Here is a 14493-nt window from a genome sequence, read left to right as displayed (position 1 = left end):
GCCCGATGAGCAGCGCCAGCACGCCGCTCTTGCAAACGCTCGCCATTGCCAGCGGTGCCAGCGTGGGCGCGCTGCTGCGCTGGCGGCTGGGGCTCAACAGCGCGGGGCACTGGCTGCCGTGGGGCACCCTGCTGGCCAACTGGCTGGGCGCCTACGCCATCGGTGTGGCGGTGGTGTTCTTCCAGCAGCACAACCCGCTGGATCCGGTGTGGCGGCTGGCCATCGTCACCGGTTTGCTGGGAGGCTTGACCACATTCTCGTCGTTCTCGGCCGAGGCGGTGGCGCTGCTGCAGCATGGCCGCTGGGGCCTGGCCGCCAGCCACAGCCTGCTGCACGTGCTGGGCTCGCTGCTGCTGACGGGCGCGGGCATGGCCTGCGCGCAGGCGTGGTGGCCGGTGCGTACCTGAAGTCGCCCCCGAGCCACCGACAAGCGCACCGCTGCAGGCGCCATCCCAACCGCCGCAGATATCCGACGGGGCAGACTCAGGCCGCCACGGCCTTGGCGGGCAAGCGCCGCGCGATCTCGGCCGCCAACTGACGCGCCAGCACCAACTTGTTGGCGTGGGGCAACGCTTGTGTCCCATGCGCATCGACCAACAGCAGCGCATTGTCGTCTTGGCCAAACGTGGCCGGGCCAATGTTGCCCACCAGCAGCGGCACCTGCTTGCGCAGACGCTTGGCCTGCGCGTTGGCTTCCAGATCGTGGCTCTCCGCCGCAAACCCGACGCAGAACAACTGGCCACTGCGCGCGCGCTCACTGGCGGCCACCCCGGCCAGAATGTCGGGGTTCTCCACAAACTGCAACGCAGGTGGCAAGCCGCTGCCGTCTTTCTTAATCTTGTGCTCGGCGCTGGTGGCGGGCCGCCAGTCGGCCACCGCCGCTGCGGCCACCAACACCGTGGCCTGGGCGATCTCGGCCTGCACCGCCGCCTGCATCTGCAACGCCGATTGCACGTTGATCCGCCGCACCCCACGCGGGGTGGGCAAATGCACCGGCCCGGCCACCAACGTGACCTCGGCCCCGGCCTCGCGTGCGGCACGCGCCACCGCAAAACCCATCTTGCCCGACGAATGGTTGGTGATGCCACGCACCGGGTCGATGGCCTCGAACGTCGGCCCCGCCGTGACCAGCACACGCTGACCGCGCAACACCTTGGGTTGGAAGTGCGCCACCAACTCGTCCACAATGTCCTCGGGCTCCAGCATGCGCCCGTCGCCCGTTTCACCACACGCCTGCGCGCCCTGCCCCACCGGCAGCACGACCGCGCCATCGGCACGCAGCTGCGCCGCGTTGCGCTGCGTGGCGGGGTGCGACCACATCTCGCGGTTCATGGCCGGGGCCAACAACAGCGGCACCCGCTCCAGTGGGCGCGCTAGGCACATCAGCGTGAGCAAATCGGCGGCCCGGCCTTGCACCAACTGCGCCATCAGGTCGGCGCTGGCCGGGGCGATCAGGATGGCATCGGCCTCGCGCCCCAGGTTGATGTGCGGCATGTTGTTGGGCTCGCGCGCGTCCCACTGGCTCAACACCACCGGGCGGTTGCTCAAAGCTTGCATCGTCACCGGGGTAATGAACTGCGCCGCTGCGCCCGTCATCACCACCTGCACCGTGGCACCGGCCTTGGTGAGCAAGCGGCACAATTCCGCCGATTTGTAGCACGCAATGCCCCCAGAGAGGCCCAAAACAATGTGTTTACCTGCAAGGTCTTTCATGGGGCCAGAATGTACCACCTGCCCATCGGCCCACTGCCCGCTACGCCCCGCGTGGGTGGTGCTTGGCGTGCAGCAGCTTGAGCCGCTCGCGCGCCACGTGGGTGTAGATGGTGGTGGACGAGATGTCGGCGTGGCCCAGCAACAGCTGCACCGCGCGCAGGTCGGCGCCGTGGTTGAGCAAATGGGTGGCAAAGGCATGGCGCAGTGTGTGCGGCGACAGCGGCACCGTCACGCCCGCCGCCTGGGCGTATTTCTTCACCAGCAACCAGAACATGATGCGGCTCATGGCGCTGCCCCGGTTGGTGACGAACACGTCGTGCGTCATACGGCCTTTCAGGATCGCGGGCCGGGCCTCGCGCAGGTAACGCTGCAGCCACAGCTGCGCCTCGTCGCCAAACGGCACCAGGCGCTCCTTGTCGCCCTTGCCCCGGATGCGCAACACCTGGTCGGGTAGGCTCAATTCCAGCACCTGCAACGACACCAGCTCGGTCACACGCAGGCCGCTGGCGTACATCAGCTCCAGCATGGCGCGGTCGCGCAGGCCCAGCGGCTGGTCTACCGGCGGCGCTTGCAACAGGCGCTCGACCTGGGTCTCGGTCAGGGTGCGCGGCACGCGCGGCCCTTGGTGCGCCTGCAGCAGCTTGAGCGTGGGGTCGGCGGCCACCAGCCCTTCGCGCAGCGCCCAGCGGAAGTAACGCTTGAACACCGTCAGGCGCCGGTTGGCGGTGCTGGTGCGCGTGGTGCCCAGCTCGAACGCCAGAAAGGCGCGCAACTCGGCCTCGCCCACGTCGTCCAGCGCCAGCGGCCCGGCCCCGGCGCGCACACCCTGGGGGCCGGTGTCGGACAGCCAGCGCGCCAGTTGCAACAGGTCGCGCCGGTAGGCGTCCAGCGTGTTTTGCGCCAGCCCTTCCTGCAGCCACAGCGCGTCGGTGAAGCGTTCGGCTGCGGCCTGGCTGGCGGCCCACGCCTTCGGATCCAACATCGACGTGTCGGCCCGCCGGGTGGTGAACTGCACGTCGGCTTCGTCGGTAACATCGGTGGCGGTACGGCTGGAGAGTTTTGGGGTGTGCGGCATGGGCAAGGATCCACAACAAACCGACAACAAAAAACCCATCCAACATTGCTGCTGGATGGGTCTTGATTTTGGCGGAGCGAGAGGGATTCGAACCCTCGATGAGACTCTACATCCCATACTCCCTTAGCAGGGGAGCACCTTCGGCCACTCGGTCATCGCTCCGTAAGCCATTATTATGCCTCAAAACAGGGGCATTTTTGGGGCCGGGGCAAATTCCTTACTGGGCCTGGTCCAGGCCAAACTCGCGGTGCAACGCACGCACGGCCAGCTCCATGTACTTCTCGTCCAGCACCACCGAGGTCTTGATCTCGGACGTGGAAATCATCTGGATGTTGATGTTCTCGTCGCTCAGGCACTTGAACATGCGGCTGGCCACACCCACGTGGCTGCGCATGCCGATGCCCACAATGCTCACCTTGCAGATGCGGGCGTCGCCCAGCACTTCGGCGGCGCCCAGTTGCGGCACCACTTTGTCTTTCAGCAGATCCAGCGTCTTGGCCAGGTCGTTGCGGTTGACGGTGAAGCTGAAGTCGGTCTTGCCGTCCTTGCTCACGTTCTGGATGATGACATCGACCTCGATCTTGGCATCGGCCACGGCGCCCAAAATTTGGTACGCGATGCCGGGGGTGTCGGGCACGCCCAGCACGGAGACCTTGGCCTCGTCGCGGTTGAAAGCAATGCCGGAAACAACGGCTTGTTCCATGGTGTCGTCTTCCTCAAAAGTGATCAGGGTGCCCGAGCGGGCTTCTTCGTTCAGGTCGATGTCCCAGGGCGTGAAACTGGAGAGCACGCGCAGCGGCACACGGTATTTGCCCGCAAACTCCACCGAGCGGATTTGCAGCACTTTGGAGCCCATGCTGGCCATTTCCAACATTTCTTCAAAGCTGACGCGGCCCATGCGGCGCGCTTCGGGCACCACGCGCGGATCGGTGGTGTACACGCCGTCCACGTCGGTGTAAATCAGGCATTCGGCGGCACCCATGGCGGCGGCCACGGCCACGGCGGAGGTATCGGAGCCGCCACGGCCCAGCGTGGTCACGTTGCCTTCGGGGTCAATGCCCTGAAAGCCGGTGATGATGACGACTTTGCCCGCGTTGAGCTCGCCCTTGACACGCACATCGTCAATGGACTCGATGCGGGCCTTGGTGTAGCTGTTGTCAGTTTTGATGGGTACTTGCCAGCCCGAGAAGCTGACGGCCTCAATGCCCTCGCCTTGCAATGCAATGGCCAGCAGAGCGGACGACGCTTGCTCGCCGGTGGCGGCCAGTTGGTCGAGTTCGCGGCCATAAGCGGTGCCGGGCTTGGCGGGGGCCAGTTCTTTGGCCAGGCCGAGCAGGCGGTTGGTTTCGCCGCTCATGGCACTGGGCACGACCACCATTTGGTGACCGGCGCGGTGCCACTTGGCGACACGCTTGGCGACGTTGCGGATGCGCTCGGTCGAGCCCATGCTGGTGCCGCCGTATTTGTGAACGATCAGTGCCATCGGGAGTAATGGTTGGGGGTTGGAAAAGATGAAAAAACCGTGAAATTATACCGGCGTGGGGGTGTAGCGCAGCGCGTCGCCGTCGCGCGTCACGTAACCGTGGGCCAGTTTGAGGTGCAAGCGGTGGCCACGTGTGGTGCAAACGGCCACCTGGCGCAGGGCTTCGCGCAACTGGGCATCACTGGGGCTGGCGTTCCAGCCTTGGCGCAACCAGTGGCGCAACACGTTGGCCTGGCGTGCGTGGCTCAAGGCCTGCAAGGCGCGGATGCGGGGCGGATCGCCCACCGTGGCCAAGTCCTGCACCGCCACCTCGTGCAGCAGGGTCTGGGCCTGAGCGGCGTGGCGCGCACTGCGGGCAAAGGTGTCCAGGCAGGCCGGAAACGCCGCCTGCAATGCAGGCAACACTTGGGCGCGGATGCGGTTGCGGGTGTAGCGCGGGTCGGCGTTGGTGGGGTCGGTGATGTAGGGCACGGCGTGTGCGTCCAGGTGCGCGCGCAGCGCCTGCCCGTCCAGCGCCAGCCAAGGCCGACCGAAAGCCACGCCGTGGCGCTGCATGGCCTCGGGCATACCCGCCAGACCCGGCAAACCGGCCCCACGGCTGAGTGCCAGCAGCAGGGTTTCCAGTTGGTCTTGCGCGTGCTGGCCCAGCAGCACCCAGTGGGCACCGTGGCACCGGGCCATATCGGCCAGGGCGCGGTAGCGGGCGCGGCGCGCCGCGTCCTCGGGGCTTTCACCCAGTGAGTGACAGGCCTGTACATGGGCCACGTGCAGCGCAATGCCCCAGCGCGCACAACAAGCGCGGGCATGGGCTTCAAACCCGTCGGCAGCGGCCTGCAAGCCGTGGTGGACGTGGAAGGCTTGCACCCGCCCAGGCCACAGCGCCTGCGCGGCCAGCAGCAAGGCGGTGGAATCGGCCCCACCGCTGTACGCCACCGCCCACGGAACCGCAGCTTCAGGCGCATCGGCACCCAAACGCGCGTGGCGTTGTGCCCAAGCCCGCAACGCTGGCAAGCCGAAAGGCTCACCCAACCCAGACATCAATTGGCTTTGCTGGCACCGCGTGGTGCCTTGCCATCGCTGAAGCGGCCATAGCTGTTCAGGCGTGCGTAACGACGTTCCAGCAGCTCGTCCACCGACAAGTCGGCCACTTGGCGGTAAACGTCGCTCAAGGCACGCTTGAGCAAAGCACCCATGTGCGCCGGGTCGCGGTGCGCGCCGCCCACCGGCTCGCTCACAATCTTGTCCACCAGCCCCAGAGTCTTGAGGCGCGGCGCGGTGATGCCCAAGGCTTCAGCGGCCTCGCTGGCGCGGTCGCTGGTTTTCCAGAGGATGGAGGCGCACCCTTCGGGGCTGATGACGGAATAGACCGAGTACTGCAGCATCAGCACTTGGTCGGCCACAGCAATGGCCAACGCGCCGCCCGAGCCACCTTCGCCAATGATGGTGGAAATGATGGGCACTTCGAGTTGCGCCATTTCGAAGATGTTGCGGCCAATGGCTTCGGACTGGCCGCGTTCTTCTGCATCAATGCCGGGGTAAGCACCGGGCGTATCGACGAAGGTGAACACCGGCAAACCAAATTTCTCGGCCAATTTCATCAGGCGCAGCGCCTTGCGGTAGCCTTCGGGGCGGGTCATGCCAAAGTTGCGCACGGTGCGCTCTTTGGTGTCGCGGCCTTTTTGGTGCCCCAGCACCATGCAGGGTTGGCCGTTGAAACGCGCCAGCCCGCCCAGAATGCTCAGGTCGTCGGCAAAATGGCGGTCGCCGTGCAGTTCGGTAAAGTGGGTAAAACATTCGCGCACGTAATCCAGCGTGTAAGGCCGGTCGCTGTGGCGGGCCACTTTGGTGATTTGCCAAGCATTGAGCTGGCTGTAAATGTCTTTGGTCAGTTGCTGGCTTTTTTTGCCCAGCTGTTCAATTTCGGACGAAATATCGACACTGGAGTCGGACTGCATGCAGCGCAGCTCTTCGATCTTGCCTTCGAGTTCGGCAATCGGTTGTTCAAAGTCGAGAAAGTTTTTTTTGGCCACGGTCGGGCTCCTGTGCTCTGGTGTCTGGTGTGTGATGGGGAAAAAAGGCGGCTCACACAGCCGTGGGCGACGGCTCCAACGAGCGCCAAATATACCAAGTCGCCACGCTGCAATACGGTGCCCAAGCGCGGGCCACCTCGCGCGCCTCGTGCCGGGTCACAGGTTCGCCCGAAAAATAGTTCAGGCTGATGCCCTGCAGCAGCCCGGCGTCGTCCAGTGGCAGCACATTGGGGCGGCGCAAGTGGAACAGCAGCAGCATGTCGGCGGTCCAGCGACCCACGCCGCGCACCGCCATCAGCTGCTGCGCGATGGCGTCGTCGTCCATGCCGGGCCAGGCGCGCGGGCGCAAGGTGCCATCGGCCAGGCGTTGCGCGATGTCGGTCAAGCAGCCCGCCTTGCGCGCGCTCAGGCCCAGCGCGCGCTGTTCCTCGGGCGGCAGGGCCAGCCAGTCGGCGGGTTGCAGCGCGGGCAGGTGCTGCAGCAGCCGCTGCCACACCGTGCGCGCCGCCGCCACCGACACCTGTTGCCCCACCACGCTGCGCGCCAGCGTGGCAAAGGCCTCGTCGCGCGGGCGCTGGCCCACGTCGGGGTAGCGCGGAATCAGGCGGCGCATCACGCGGTCGTGCTGCAGCAGGTGCTGGCAGGCCTGGGCCCAGTAGGCGGGGCGCTGGCGGCGCGGCGGCGCAGCGGGCAGGTCGGGGCCAAAGTCGAGCTCTGGCGCGTCGGTGTGGTGCGGCAACGCGGTGCCCCCGTGCGGCGCCACTGGCTCAGGCACGTTCCCAGGTGGTGCCAGCGGGGCCATCCTTGAGCACCACGCCCTGCGCCAGCAGGTCTTGCCGGATGCGGTCGGCCTCGGCCCAGTTCTTGGCAGCCTTGGCCGCCGCACGGGCCTCAATCTGTGCCTGGATAGCGGCGGCATCGTCGCCGTTGGCCTCGCCACCTTGCAGGAAGGCGGTCGGGTCTTCCTGCAGCAGGCCCAGCGTGGCGCCCAGCGCCTTGAGCAGCCCGGCGCGCTCGGGCGAGCGGGTGCGGTTGACCTCGCTGGCCAGCTCGAACAGCACCGCCACCGCATCGGGGGTGCCAAAGTCTTCGTCCATCGCGGCCTTGAAGCGGCTGGCGTAGCCGTCGTGCTGCCAATCCACGCTGCCGATGTCGGCAGGCGCCACCGCCGCCAGCGTGGTGTAGAGGCGCTTCAAGGCGGCACGGGCGTCGTCCAGGTGCGCGTCGCTGTAGTTCAGGGCGCTGCGGTAGTGCGTGCGCACGATGAAGAAACGCACCGTTTCGGCGTCGTATTTTTGCAGCACCTCGCGGATAGTGAAGAAGTTGCCCAGGCTCTTGGACATTTTCTCGTTGTCCACGCGCACAAAACCGTTGTGCATCCACACCTGCGCCAGTGTCTGGCCGGTGGCGCCTTCGCTTTGGGCAATCTCGTTTTCATGGTGCGGAAACTGCAAATCCGCGCCACCGCCGTGGATGTCAAAACTCTCGCCCAACATCTCACAACTCATGGCCGAGCATTCGATGTGCCAACCTGGGCGACCCAGCCCGTAGGGGCTGTCCCATTTGGCCTCGTCCGGCTCGGTGGGTTTAGCGGCTTTCCACAGCACAAAATCCAGTGGATCGTGCTTGCCGTCGTCCACCGCCACGCGCTCGCCAGCGCGCAGGTCGTCCAGGCTCTTGCCCGACAATTTGCCATAACCGTCAAACTGGCGCACGGCGTAATTTACGTCGCCGTTGGGACTGCGGTAGGCCAACCCCTTGCGCTCCAACGTGCCAATCAGGTTGAGCATTTGCGGCACGTAGTCCATGGCGCGGGGCTCAAACGTGGGGCGTTCGATACGCAGCGCGTCGGCGTCCTGGTGCAGCGCCTCCACCATGCGGTCGGTCAGGCTGCGGATGGTTTCGCCATTCTTCAACGCACGGGCAATGATCTTGTCGTCAATGTCGGTGACGTTGCGCACGTAGGTCACGCGCAGGCCACTGGCCTTGAGCCAGCGTTGCACCACGTCAAACGCCACCATGGAACGCGCATGGCCCAGGTGGCACAGGTCGTACACCGTCATGCCGCACACGTACAGGCGCACATGGCCGGGTTCGAGGGGCGTGAAAGCGTCCACGCGGCGTGTAAGGGAGTTGTAGATGCGCAGTGTCATGGGCAAGAAAGATACAATCTTTGGCAGTATATCGGCCCGATCCAGCGCACACGTGTGTGGCGCGGCGGGAACCGCTGAAGGACGGGTATTGTGCCGCGTCCCACACCGTGGCCGCCGATTTTCCACACCAGAGCTCCTTTTCATGTCTGTTCGCTTTTCCTCACGCCCCGCCCGCCGGGCACTGGCCACCGGTGGTGCCGCCAGGTGCAAGCTGGCGCGCGGCTGCGCTGCGCTGTTGTGCGCACTCGGGCTGGCGGCGGGCGCCGCCCACGCCGAAACCCCCGCCTACAAGGAAGTGCAGCAACTGCTGCGCGCGGGCCAGTGGCAACAAGCGCAGCAGCGCGCCGACGCCTACCTGGCCAGCAACGCCCAGGATCCGCAGATGCGCTTCCTCAAGGGCGTGGCCCAGCAGCAGGGTGGCCAGAGCGCCAACGCGCAACAGACCTTCACGCAACTCACGCAAGACTACCCCGAGCTGCCCGAGCCGTACAACAACCTGGCCGTGCTGCACGCGGCGCAGAACCAGCTGGAGCAGGCCCGCGCCGCGCTGGACATGGCGATCCGGCTCAACCCCGACTACGGCACCGCGCACCAGAACCTGGGCGACGTGTACACCCGCCTGGCCGCGCAGGCCTACGCCCGCGCCGTGGCGCTGGACGCCAGCGGTAATCCCGCGCTGCGCACGCGCCAGCAAACCCTGCAACAATTGACCACCCCGCCCGCCAACGCGGCGGCCCACCAGTGAACCGCCACATCAACAGCAGCACCGGCCCGTGTGCCAAGCAGCTGGCCCGGTCGCTGCCTTCCTCTCCTTCATCCAACGTCTGGTTTTTGCCATGCAACGACGCTTTCTGACCCGCACCGCCGCCTTGCTGGCGGGCCTGGCCCTGCTGCCGCTGGCCCACCTGCACGCGCAAACCCCCATCCACGCCCCGCGCGTGAAACTGCAGACCAGCCAGGGCGACATCGTGCTGGAACTCGCTGCCGACAAAGCGCCCAAGACGGTGGAGAACTTCCTGCAATACGTGCGCACCCGGCACTACGACGGCACCATCTTCCACCGCGTGATCGACGGCTTCATGATCCAGGGCGGCGGCTTCACCCCCGACATGGTGCAAAAACCCACCCGCGCCCCAGTGCAGAACGAGGCCAACAACGGCCTCAAGAACACCCCGCTCACGGTGGCCATGGCGCGCACCAACGACCCGCACTCGGCCAGCGCACAGTTCTTCATCAACGTGGCCGACAACAGGTTTCTCAACCACACCCAGCCCACCCTCAACGGCTGGGGCTACACGGTGTTTGGCAAAGTGGTGGCCGGTGCCGACGTGGTGGACAAGATCCGCAAGGTCTCCACCCGCAACCAGGGCATGCACCAGAACGTGCCGACCACTCCCATCACCATCCTCAAAGCCACTTTGGAGCAATAAATGGCAAACCCGAAAGTTGAACTGCACATCACCGACTACGGCGTCGTCACGCTGGAACTCGACGCCGAGAAAGCCCCCATCTCGACCGAGAACTTCCTGGGCTACGTCAAGAACGGCCACTACAACAACACCATCTTCCACCGCGTGATCGACAACTTCATGGTGCAAGGCGGCGGTTTCGAGCCCGGCATGAAGCAAAAGCCCACCGGCGCCGAAATCCAGAACGAGGCCAACAACGGCCTCAAGAACAACAAGTACACCATCGCGATGGCGCGCACCCAGGCCCCGCACTCGGCCTCGGCGCAGTTCTTCATCAATGTGGCCGACAACGGTTTTCTGAACCACACCGCACCGTCCATCCAGGGCTGGGGCTACGCCGTGTTCGGCAAGGTGGTCGGCGGCACCGAGATCGTGGACAAGATCCGCAGCGTCAAGACCGGCCGCAAGGGCTACCACGACGACGTGCCGGTGACCGACGTGGTGATCGAAAAGGCCGTGGCGCTGTAATTCCGGCCCCCACGCCCACCATGCCAGCCGCCGCCGCTTGCGCCACCTACGTGCCGCCCGCTGGCGACTGGCACCTGTTGACCGCACCGCCGCACTGGCGTGCGGTCGATTTCATTTCAGACGTACACTTGCACAGCAGCGAAGCGGCCACCGCGGCCGCGTGGCGGCACTACCTGCAACACACCCGCTGCGATGCGCTGTTCATCCTCGGGGATTTGTTCGAGGTCTGGATCGGTGACGACGTGCTGGACGACACTGGCGACGCGGTACCGGAACAGCGTTTCCTGCAAGAGTGCTGCAACGCCTTGCGCGCCTGCGCCCGGCAACGCCCGGTGTACGTGATGCGCGGCAACCGCGACTTTCTGCTCGGCCCGCACTTTTTTGCCGCCACCCACACCCACGCCTTGCACGACCCCAGCGTGCTGCAGCTAGGCGCCCAGGGCTACCTGCTCAGCCACGGCGACGCCTGGTGCCTGGACGATCAGGCCTACCTGCGCTTCCGGGCTCAGGTGCGCAGCCCCACTTGGCAAGACGATTTTTTGCGCCGGTCGCTGGCCGATCGCGCTGCAATCGCACAAGGCCTGCGCCAGCACAGCGAGGCCCGCAAGCAGGCCAGCCGCACGGGTGCGGGCCAGGTCACCTACGCCGATGTGGACAGCGCCACCACGCGGCACTGGCTGCAACGCACCGGCGCACGCACCCTGATCCACGGCCACACCCACCGCCCGGCGCGGCACGTGCTGGACGCGCACCGGCAACGCTGGGTGCTGAGCGACTGGGAAGCGGCGGCGCAACCGCCCCGGCTGGAGGTGTTGCGCCTGCAGCGCAACTGCGCCGGGATCTGGAAACCACAACGCCAGCCTGTGCGCTGACGCCCCAGCCTTGCCCACCCGCCCTGTCGGCGGTGCAGACGGGCGGGTTTCAGGCCAACAGGCGCTTCAGCGGCGCAACAGCACCTTGAGCACGCCTTGCAGGCGGCGCGCGGCGGCGGCGTCGTAGGTCTGGCCCAGCACCTGCGCCACATCCTGGGCCCAGGTTTCGGCCGGGGCCGGATCCTTGCGGCGTTGCAGCAGCTGCAATTGCAGCATGCGGCGCTCGGCTTGCTGTTCGGCGGGGGTGGGCACCTCGGCGGCCATTTCCAGGCGCAGCAGGCTGGTTGCATCGGCGGCTTGCGGGGCCTTGGCAATGGCCTGCGCCCACAGGCTGCGGCCCGAGTTGGCGCCCTTGCCGCCCAGAGCTTGCGCGGTCGGCAGCAGGGCGGCGTCGCGCTTTTCCCAGGCGGCGAGCAGCTGGGTCAGCACCTCGCCGTGAGCCTGGGCCGCGAGCTTCTTCAGGGCGTGTTCGGCTTGCTCCAGCGCGTCGCGCTGGGCACGGAAGGCGGCGTCGCCCAGACGCGGGCCGCGCGGCTCGAAGCCCGGACGGTCGCCAAAGCGGCCCCGGCCGTCGCGGTCGTCGCGCGGGCCACGGGTGTCGCGGCCTTCGCGGCGCTCGCCGGGCTTGGCGCCAAAACGGCCCGCCACCACGGGCTCGTCCTTCTTCATGCCAGGACGGTCGTCGCCGCGCATGGCGACCAGCTTCTTGGGGGCTGCGGGTGCCGGTGCAGCGGGCGCAACGATGGCCGATGCGGCTTCTTCGGTAGTGGGTTCGGCCTGATCGTCTGCCGCTGCAGCCTCGGCAGGCACGGTGGCGTCGGCCGGGGCATCGGCCACCGGGGCGCTGACAGCGGTGGCGTCAGCGCCCCGGCTGGCGGCTTCGGCGGCCTGGGCTTGGGCTTGGGCCTGGCCACGCACCGCGTCTTGCAGCGCCTGCACGGCGGCGCGGATCTGTTGCGCGTCACCGCTGGCGTTGGCGGCCTGCACAGCCTTGGCCGCGTCCAGCACGCGCTTGTCGTGCTCGCTCACGGCAGAAGCGGTTTTCTCGCGCTCGGCGGTCTTGCGCTCAAAGGCCTGGTCGATGGGCTTGCGGAAGGCTTCCCACAGCTTCTGTTCCTGCTTGCGCTCCAGCGGCACGCCGTGCGCTTCTTGCTGCCAGCGTTGTTGCAGGGCCTTGACGGCGTCGATGCGCAGCGTGGGCGCGGCACCCAGGGCTTCGGCCTCGGCGATCAGGGCCTGACGGCGGGCCAGGCTTTCGGCCTGCGCCACTTCCAGGCGGGCGTGGGCCTCGTTCATCACGGCCTTCCACTGCGGCTGCAGTTCGGCAAAAGCCTTTTCGCTCAGGTGGCCGCACTGGCGCCAGCGTTCGGCAAAGGCGTGCAGCTCGCGCAACTGGGTCTTCCATTCGGTGTTGTCGGCGTTGGCCAGCGTCCAGGCCTTGACCTCGTCCATCAGCACGCGGCGCTGGGCCTTGTGGGTCTCGTTCTGTTCCTTGATCTTGCCCAGCCACGCTTCCACCACCTTGTAGGCGTTGTTGCAGGCTTCGTCAAACTTCTTCCACAGCGCGTGGTTGGGCACCCCGCCCTGGTCGGTGGCTTTCCACTGTTCGCGCAGGGTGCGCAGGGCGTCCTTCATCTTGCGGCCGCCCATTTGCTGACCTTCGGGCGCTTCGGTCAGGGCCACGGCTTTGGCCACCAGCTCTTCGCGCAGCTGGTCGGCGCGCCAGCGTTGCCAGCCTTCGAGCTCGCCGGCCTGCGCCAGCGCGGCATGCACCTTGGCGTCGAGCTCGGACTCGATGTAGCGCGCGTGCTCCTTGAGGCTGTTGCGCAGCTCGGCGGCGGCCTTGGGGATGGCCTTGGTGTGGCCGTCGGCCACTTCCTTGAGCAGCACGTCCAGCGCCGCGCCCACCACCTTGGCGGCCTGTTCCTTGTGGGCGGTCAGGGCGGCGGCATCGACCACCGGTGCCGGGGCCAGCGGCTCGCCACGCGCCACGCGCAACTCATCGGCCCACACCGGCACGGCGGGCAGCGGGGCCTGGGCGTCGTCGGCAGCGGCCACGGCCAGTGCCAATGCGGCGTCAAAGGCGTCCCACACCAGCGCCAGCTGGGCGCGCGAGGCATCGAGCTGCGCCGGGTATTTGGGATCCAGGCTGTCCCAGGCGGACTCGGTGGCCAGCTGGTCGGCTTGTTGCTGCCACTGGGCCACGTCGGCGCGCAGGCCGTCCAGGCTGGTCTGGGCCTCGCGCCAGGGCTTGGTGGACAGCACCTCGATGCGTTGGGCCAGCAGCACGGCGGCCTCGCGCTCCACCTGCACGCGGTGCTGCAGGTCTTCCAGCGCCTTCATGCGCTCGGCCAGCGCCTGCTTGAGGCCCGACAGCGGCTCCTTGGACAGCGGCGCGCCGGCCTTGGCGGCGTCGCGCTGCCAGGCCATGGCGTCGGCCAGGTTGAGCCTGGGCTGGGCCAGCAGGGCCTGTGCCTTGGCGGCCCATTCTTCGGCAATCGCCTCCTGGGCCTTGGCGCGCTTGAGCTCGTCGAGCTTTTCCTTCACGGGCTTGGCCGCGCCCTTGTCGCGGTGCGAGAGTTCGCGCAACACATCGGCCACGGCGTCGTAGCTGGGCTCGGTGGCCAGCCATTCGCGCAAGCGGGTGGCACGTTCGCCCGAGGTGGGCGCGGTGAAGGCTCCGCCGGTCAGGGCATCGAGTTGAGACAGGTCGGCGGGTTTGGCGGGGGACTTCGAGGTGGTATTCACAGCGTCTGGGGCAGCATTAGGGTTAAGGCGCTATTGTCGCTGCACTTTGCACGGTTTGGCAGCGTTATGCGTTTGCTTCAAAATGCGGCCTGTCTGCGCGCCGGGTTCGGCCCCTCTTTTTTGTTGTCCACCACCTCCACCACCGGGTATTTGCCGCCATGGGTATTCTGACCGCGCCGGGCCGCTCCGGTCTGGCCCCCGCCACACCAGCAGCCAGCCGCGTGACGCTGGAATTGCGCCCAGCCCCGGCACGGTTGCGGCCCCAGCGCCCAGCCGGGCCGCAGCGCCAGCAGCGCATGCCGCTGGCCACCGAGATCGACGCCCGCAGCGGCACCTGGCTGGAGGATAACGACTGGCTGGCGTCGGAATCGGCGGCGTACCGGCTGGATGCGGCCTCGGGGCGCATCCGCACCCGCGAACACACCCCAGGTACGCTGCTCGATGCCTGGGCCTGACGGCGCAGGCCTGATCTTTCCATCCCC

Annotated in this window: 14 protein-coding genes and 1 tRNA gene; 6 read left to right on the top strand and 9 right to left on the bottom strand. The window is 67.1% G+C overall.

Translation table 11 applies throughout. The features are described from left to right. Positions 1 to 5: 5 nt before the first annotated feature. Positions 6 to 407, top strand: coding sequence for a fluoride efflux transporter CrcB (gene crcB / locus CON76_RS06900; protein WP_205758198.1), 402 nt, complete (start codon positions 6 to 8; stop codon positions 405 to 407). A 76-nt stretch (positions 408 to 483) separates the two neighbouring features. On the opposite strand, the gene coaBC is transcribed toward crcB, so the two are convergent. The 8 genes from coaBC to cysS form a co-directional block, all read right to left on the bottom strand. Further along, entirely contained in the window at positions 484 to 1713 is a 1230-nt protein-coding gene (coaBC, locus tag CON76_RS06895) for a bifunctional phosphopantothenoylcysteine decarboxylase/phosphopantothenate--cysteine ligase CoaBC (protein WP_101102631.1), read from the bottom strand. A 40-nt stretch (positions 1714 to 1753) separates the two neighbouring features. Next, positions 1754 to 2695, bottom strand: coding sequence for a site-specific tyrosine recombinase XerD (gene xerD / locus CON76_RS06890; RefSeq protein ID WP_101102644.1), 942 nt, complete (start codon positions 2693 to 2695; stop codon positions 1754 to 1756). A gap of 162 nt (positions 2696 to 2857) precedes the next feature. After that, positions 2858 to 2950, bottom strand: a tRNA-Ser gene (locus tag CON76_RS06885). Between the two features lie 55 nt (positions 2951 to 3005). Further along, the gene (locus CON76_RS06880) at positions 3006 to 4271 is read right to left on the bottom strand and encodes an aspartate kinase (protein ID WP_101102630.1); all 1266 of its coding nucleotides are present in this window, start codon (positions 4269 to 4271) and stop codon (positions 3006 to 3008) included. Positions 4272 to 4316: 45 nt separating this feature from the next. Further along, positions 4317 to 5309, bottom strand: a complete 993-nt coding sequence (gene tilS, locus CON76_RS06875) for a tRNA lysidine(34) synthetase TilS (protein WP_101102629.1) — start codon at positions 5307 to 5309, stop codon at positions 4317 to 4319. Further along, positions 5309 to 6301 (bottom strand): acetyl-CoA carboxylase carboxyltransferase subunit alpha, encoded by a 993-nt coding sequence (locus tag CON76_RS06870; protein WP_101102628.1) that lies wholly within the window; start codon positions 6299 to 6301, stop codon positions 5309 to 5311. The genes tilS and CON76_RS06870 overlap by 1 nt, the downstream gene beginning before the upstream one ends. Positions 6302 to 6353: 52 nt before the next feature. Next, on the bottom strand, positions 6354 to 7076 hold the full coding sequence (locus CON76_RS06865) for a DNA-3-methyladenine glycosylase family protein (RefSeq protein WP_240592794.1): 723 nt from the start codon (positions 7074 to 7076) through the stop codon (positions 6354 to 6356). After that, the gene (cysS, locus tag CON76_RS06860) at positions 7069 to 8454 is read right to left on the bottom strand and encodes a cysteine--tRNA ligase (RefSeq protein WP_101102626.1); all 1386 of its coding nucleotides are present in this window, start codon (positions 8452 to 8454) and stop codon (positions 7069 to 7071) included. Before cysS ends, CON76_RS06865 begins: the two co-directional genes overlap by 8 nt. A 142-nt stretch (positions 8455 to 8596) precedes the next feature. Between cysS and CON76_RS06855 the strand changes: the two genes are divergently transcribed. From CON76_RS06855 to CON76_RS06840, 4 genes are all read left to right on the top strand, one after another. Then, entirely contained in the window at positions 8597 to 9199 is a 603-nt protein-coding gene (locus CON76_RS06855; protein ID WP_101102625.1) for a tetratricopeptide repeat protein, read from the top strand. Between the two features lie 91 nt (positions 9200 to 9290). Next, positions 9291 to 9884, top strand: coding sequence for a peptidylprolyl isomerase (locus CON76_RS06850; protein WP_101102624.1), 594 nt, complete (start codon positions 9291 to 9293; stop codon positions 9882 to 9884). Continuing rightward, a complete protein-coding gene (locus tag CON76_RS06845) occupies positions 9885 to 10391 on the top strand; it encodes a peptidylprolyl isomerase (protein ID WP_101102623.1) in 507 nt (168 codons plus the stop codon). It begins immediately after the preceding gene. 20 nt (positions 10392 to 10411) lie between these two features. After that, positions 10412 to 11263: a UDP-2,3-diacylglucosamine diphosphatase gene (locus tag CON76_RS06840; RefSeq protein ID WP_101102622.1), complete on the top strand. Its 852-nt coding sequence runs from the start codon at positions 10412 to 10414 to the stop codon at positions 11261 to 11263. Positions 11264 to 11329: 66 nt separating this feature from the next. Here the strand turns inward: CON76_RS06840 and CON76_RS06835 are convergent, their stop codons facing one another. After that, positions 11330 to 14011 (bottom strand): DUF349 domain-containing protein, encoded by a 2682-nt coding sequence (locus CON76_RS06835; RefSeq protein ID WP_101102621.1) that lies wholly within the window; start codon positions 14009 to 14011, stop codon positions 11330 to 11332. Positions 14012 to 14169: 158 nt separating this feature from the next. Between CON76_RS06835 and CON76_RS06830 the strand changes: the two genes are divergently transcribed. After that, on the top strand, positions 14170 to 14466 hold the full coding sequence (locus tag CON76_RS06830; protein WP_101102620.1) for a hypothetical protein: 297 nt from the start codon (positions 14170 to 14172) through the stop codon (positions 14464 to 14466). The last annotated feature ends 27 nt before the right edge of the window (positions 14467 to 14493 follow it).

It is taken from the genome of Macromonas bipunctata (genome assembly GCF_002837135.1).
Lineage (GTDB): Bacteria > Pseudomonadota > Gammaproteobacteria > Burkholderiales > Burkholderiaceae_C > Macromonas_A > Macromonas_A bipunctata.
This window is presented reverse-complemented; position numbering and strand designations above follow the sequence as displayed.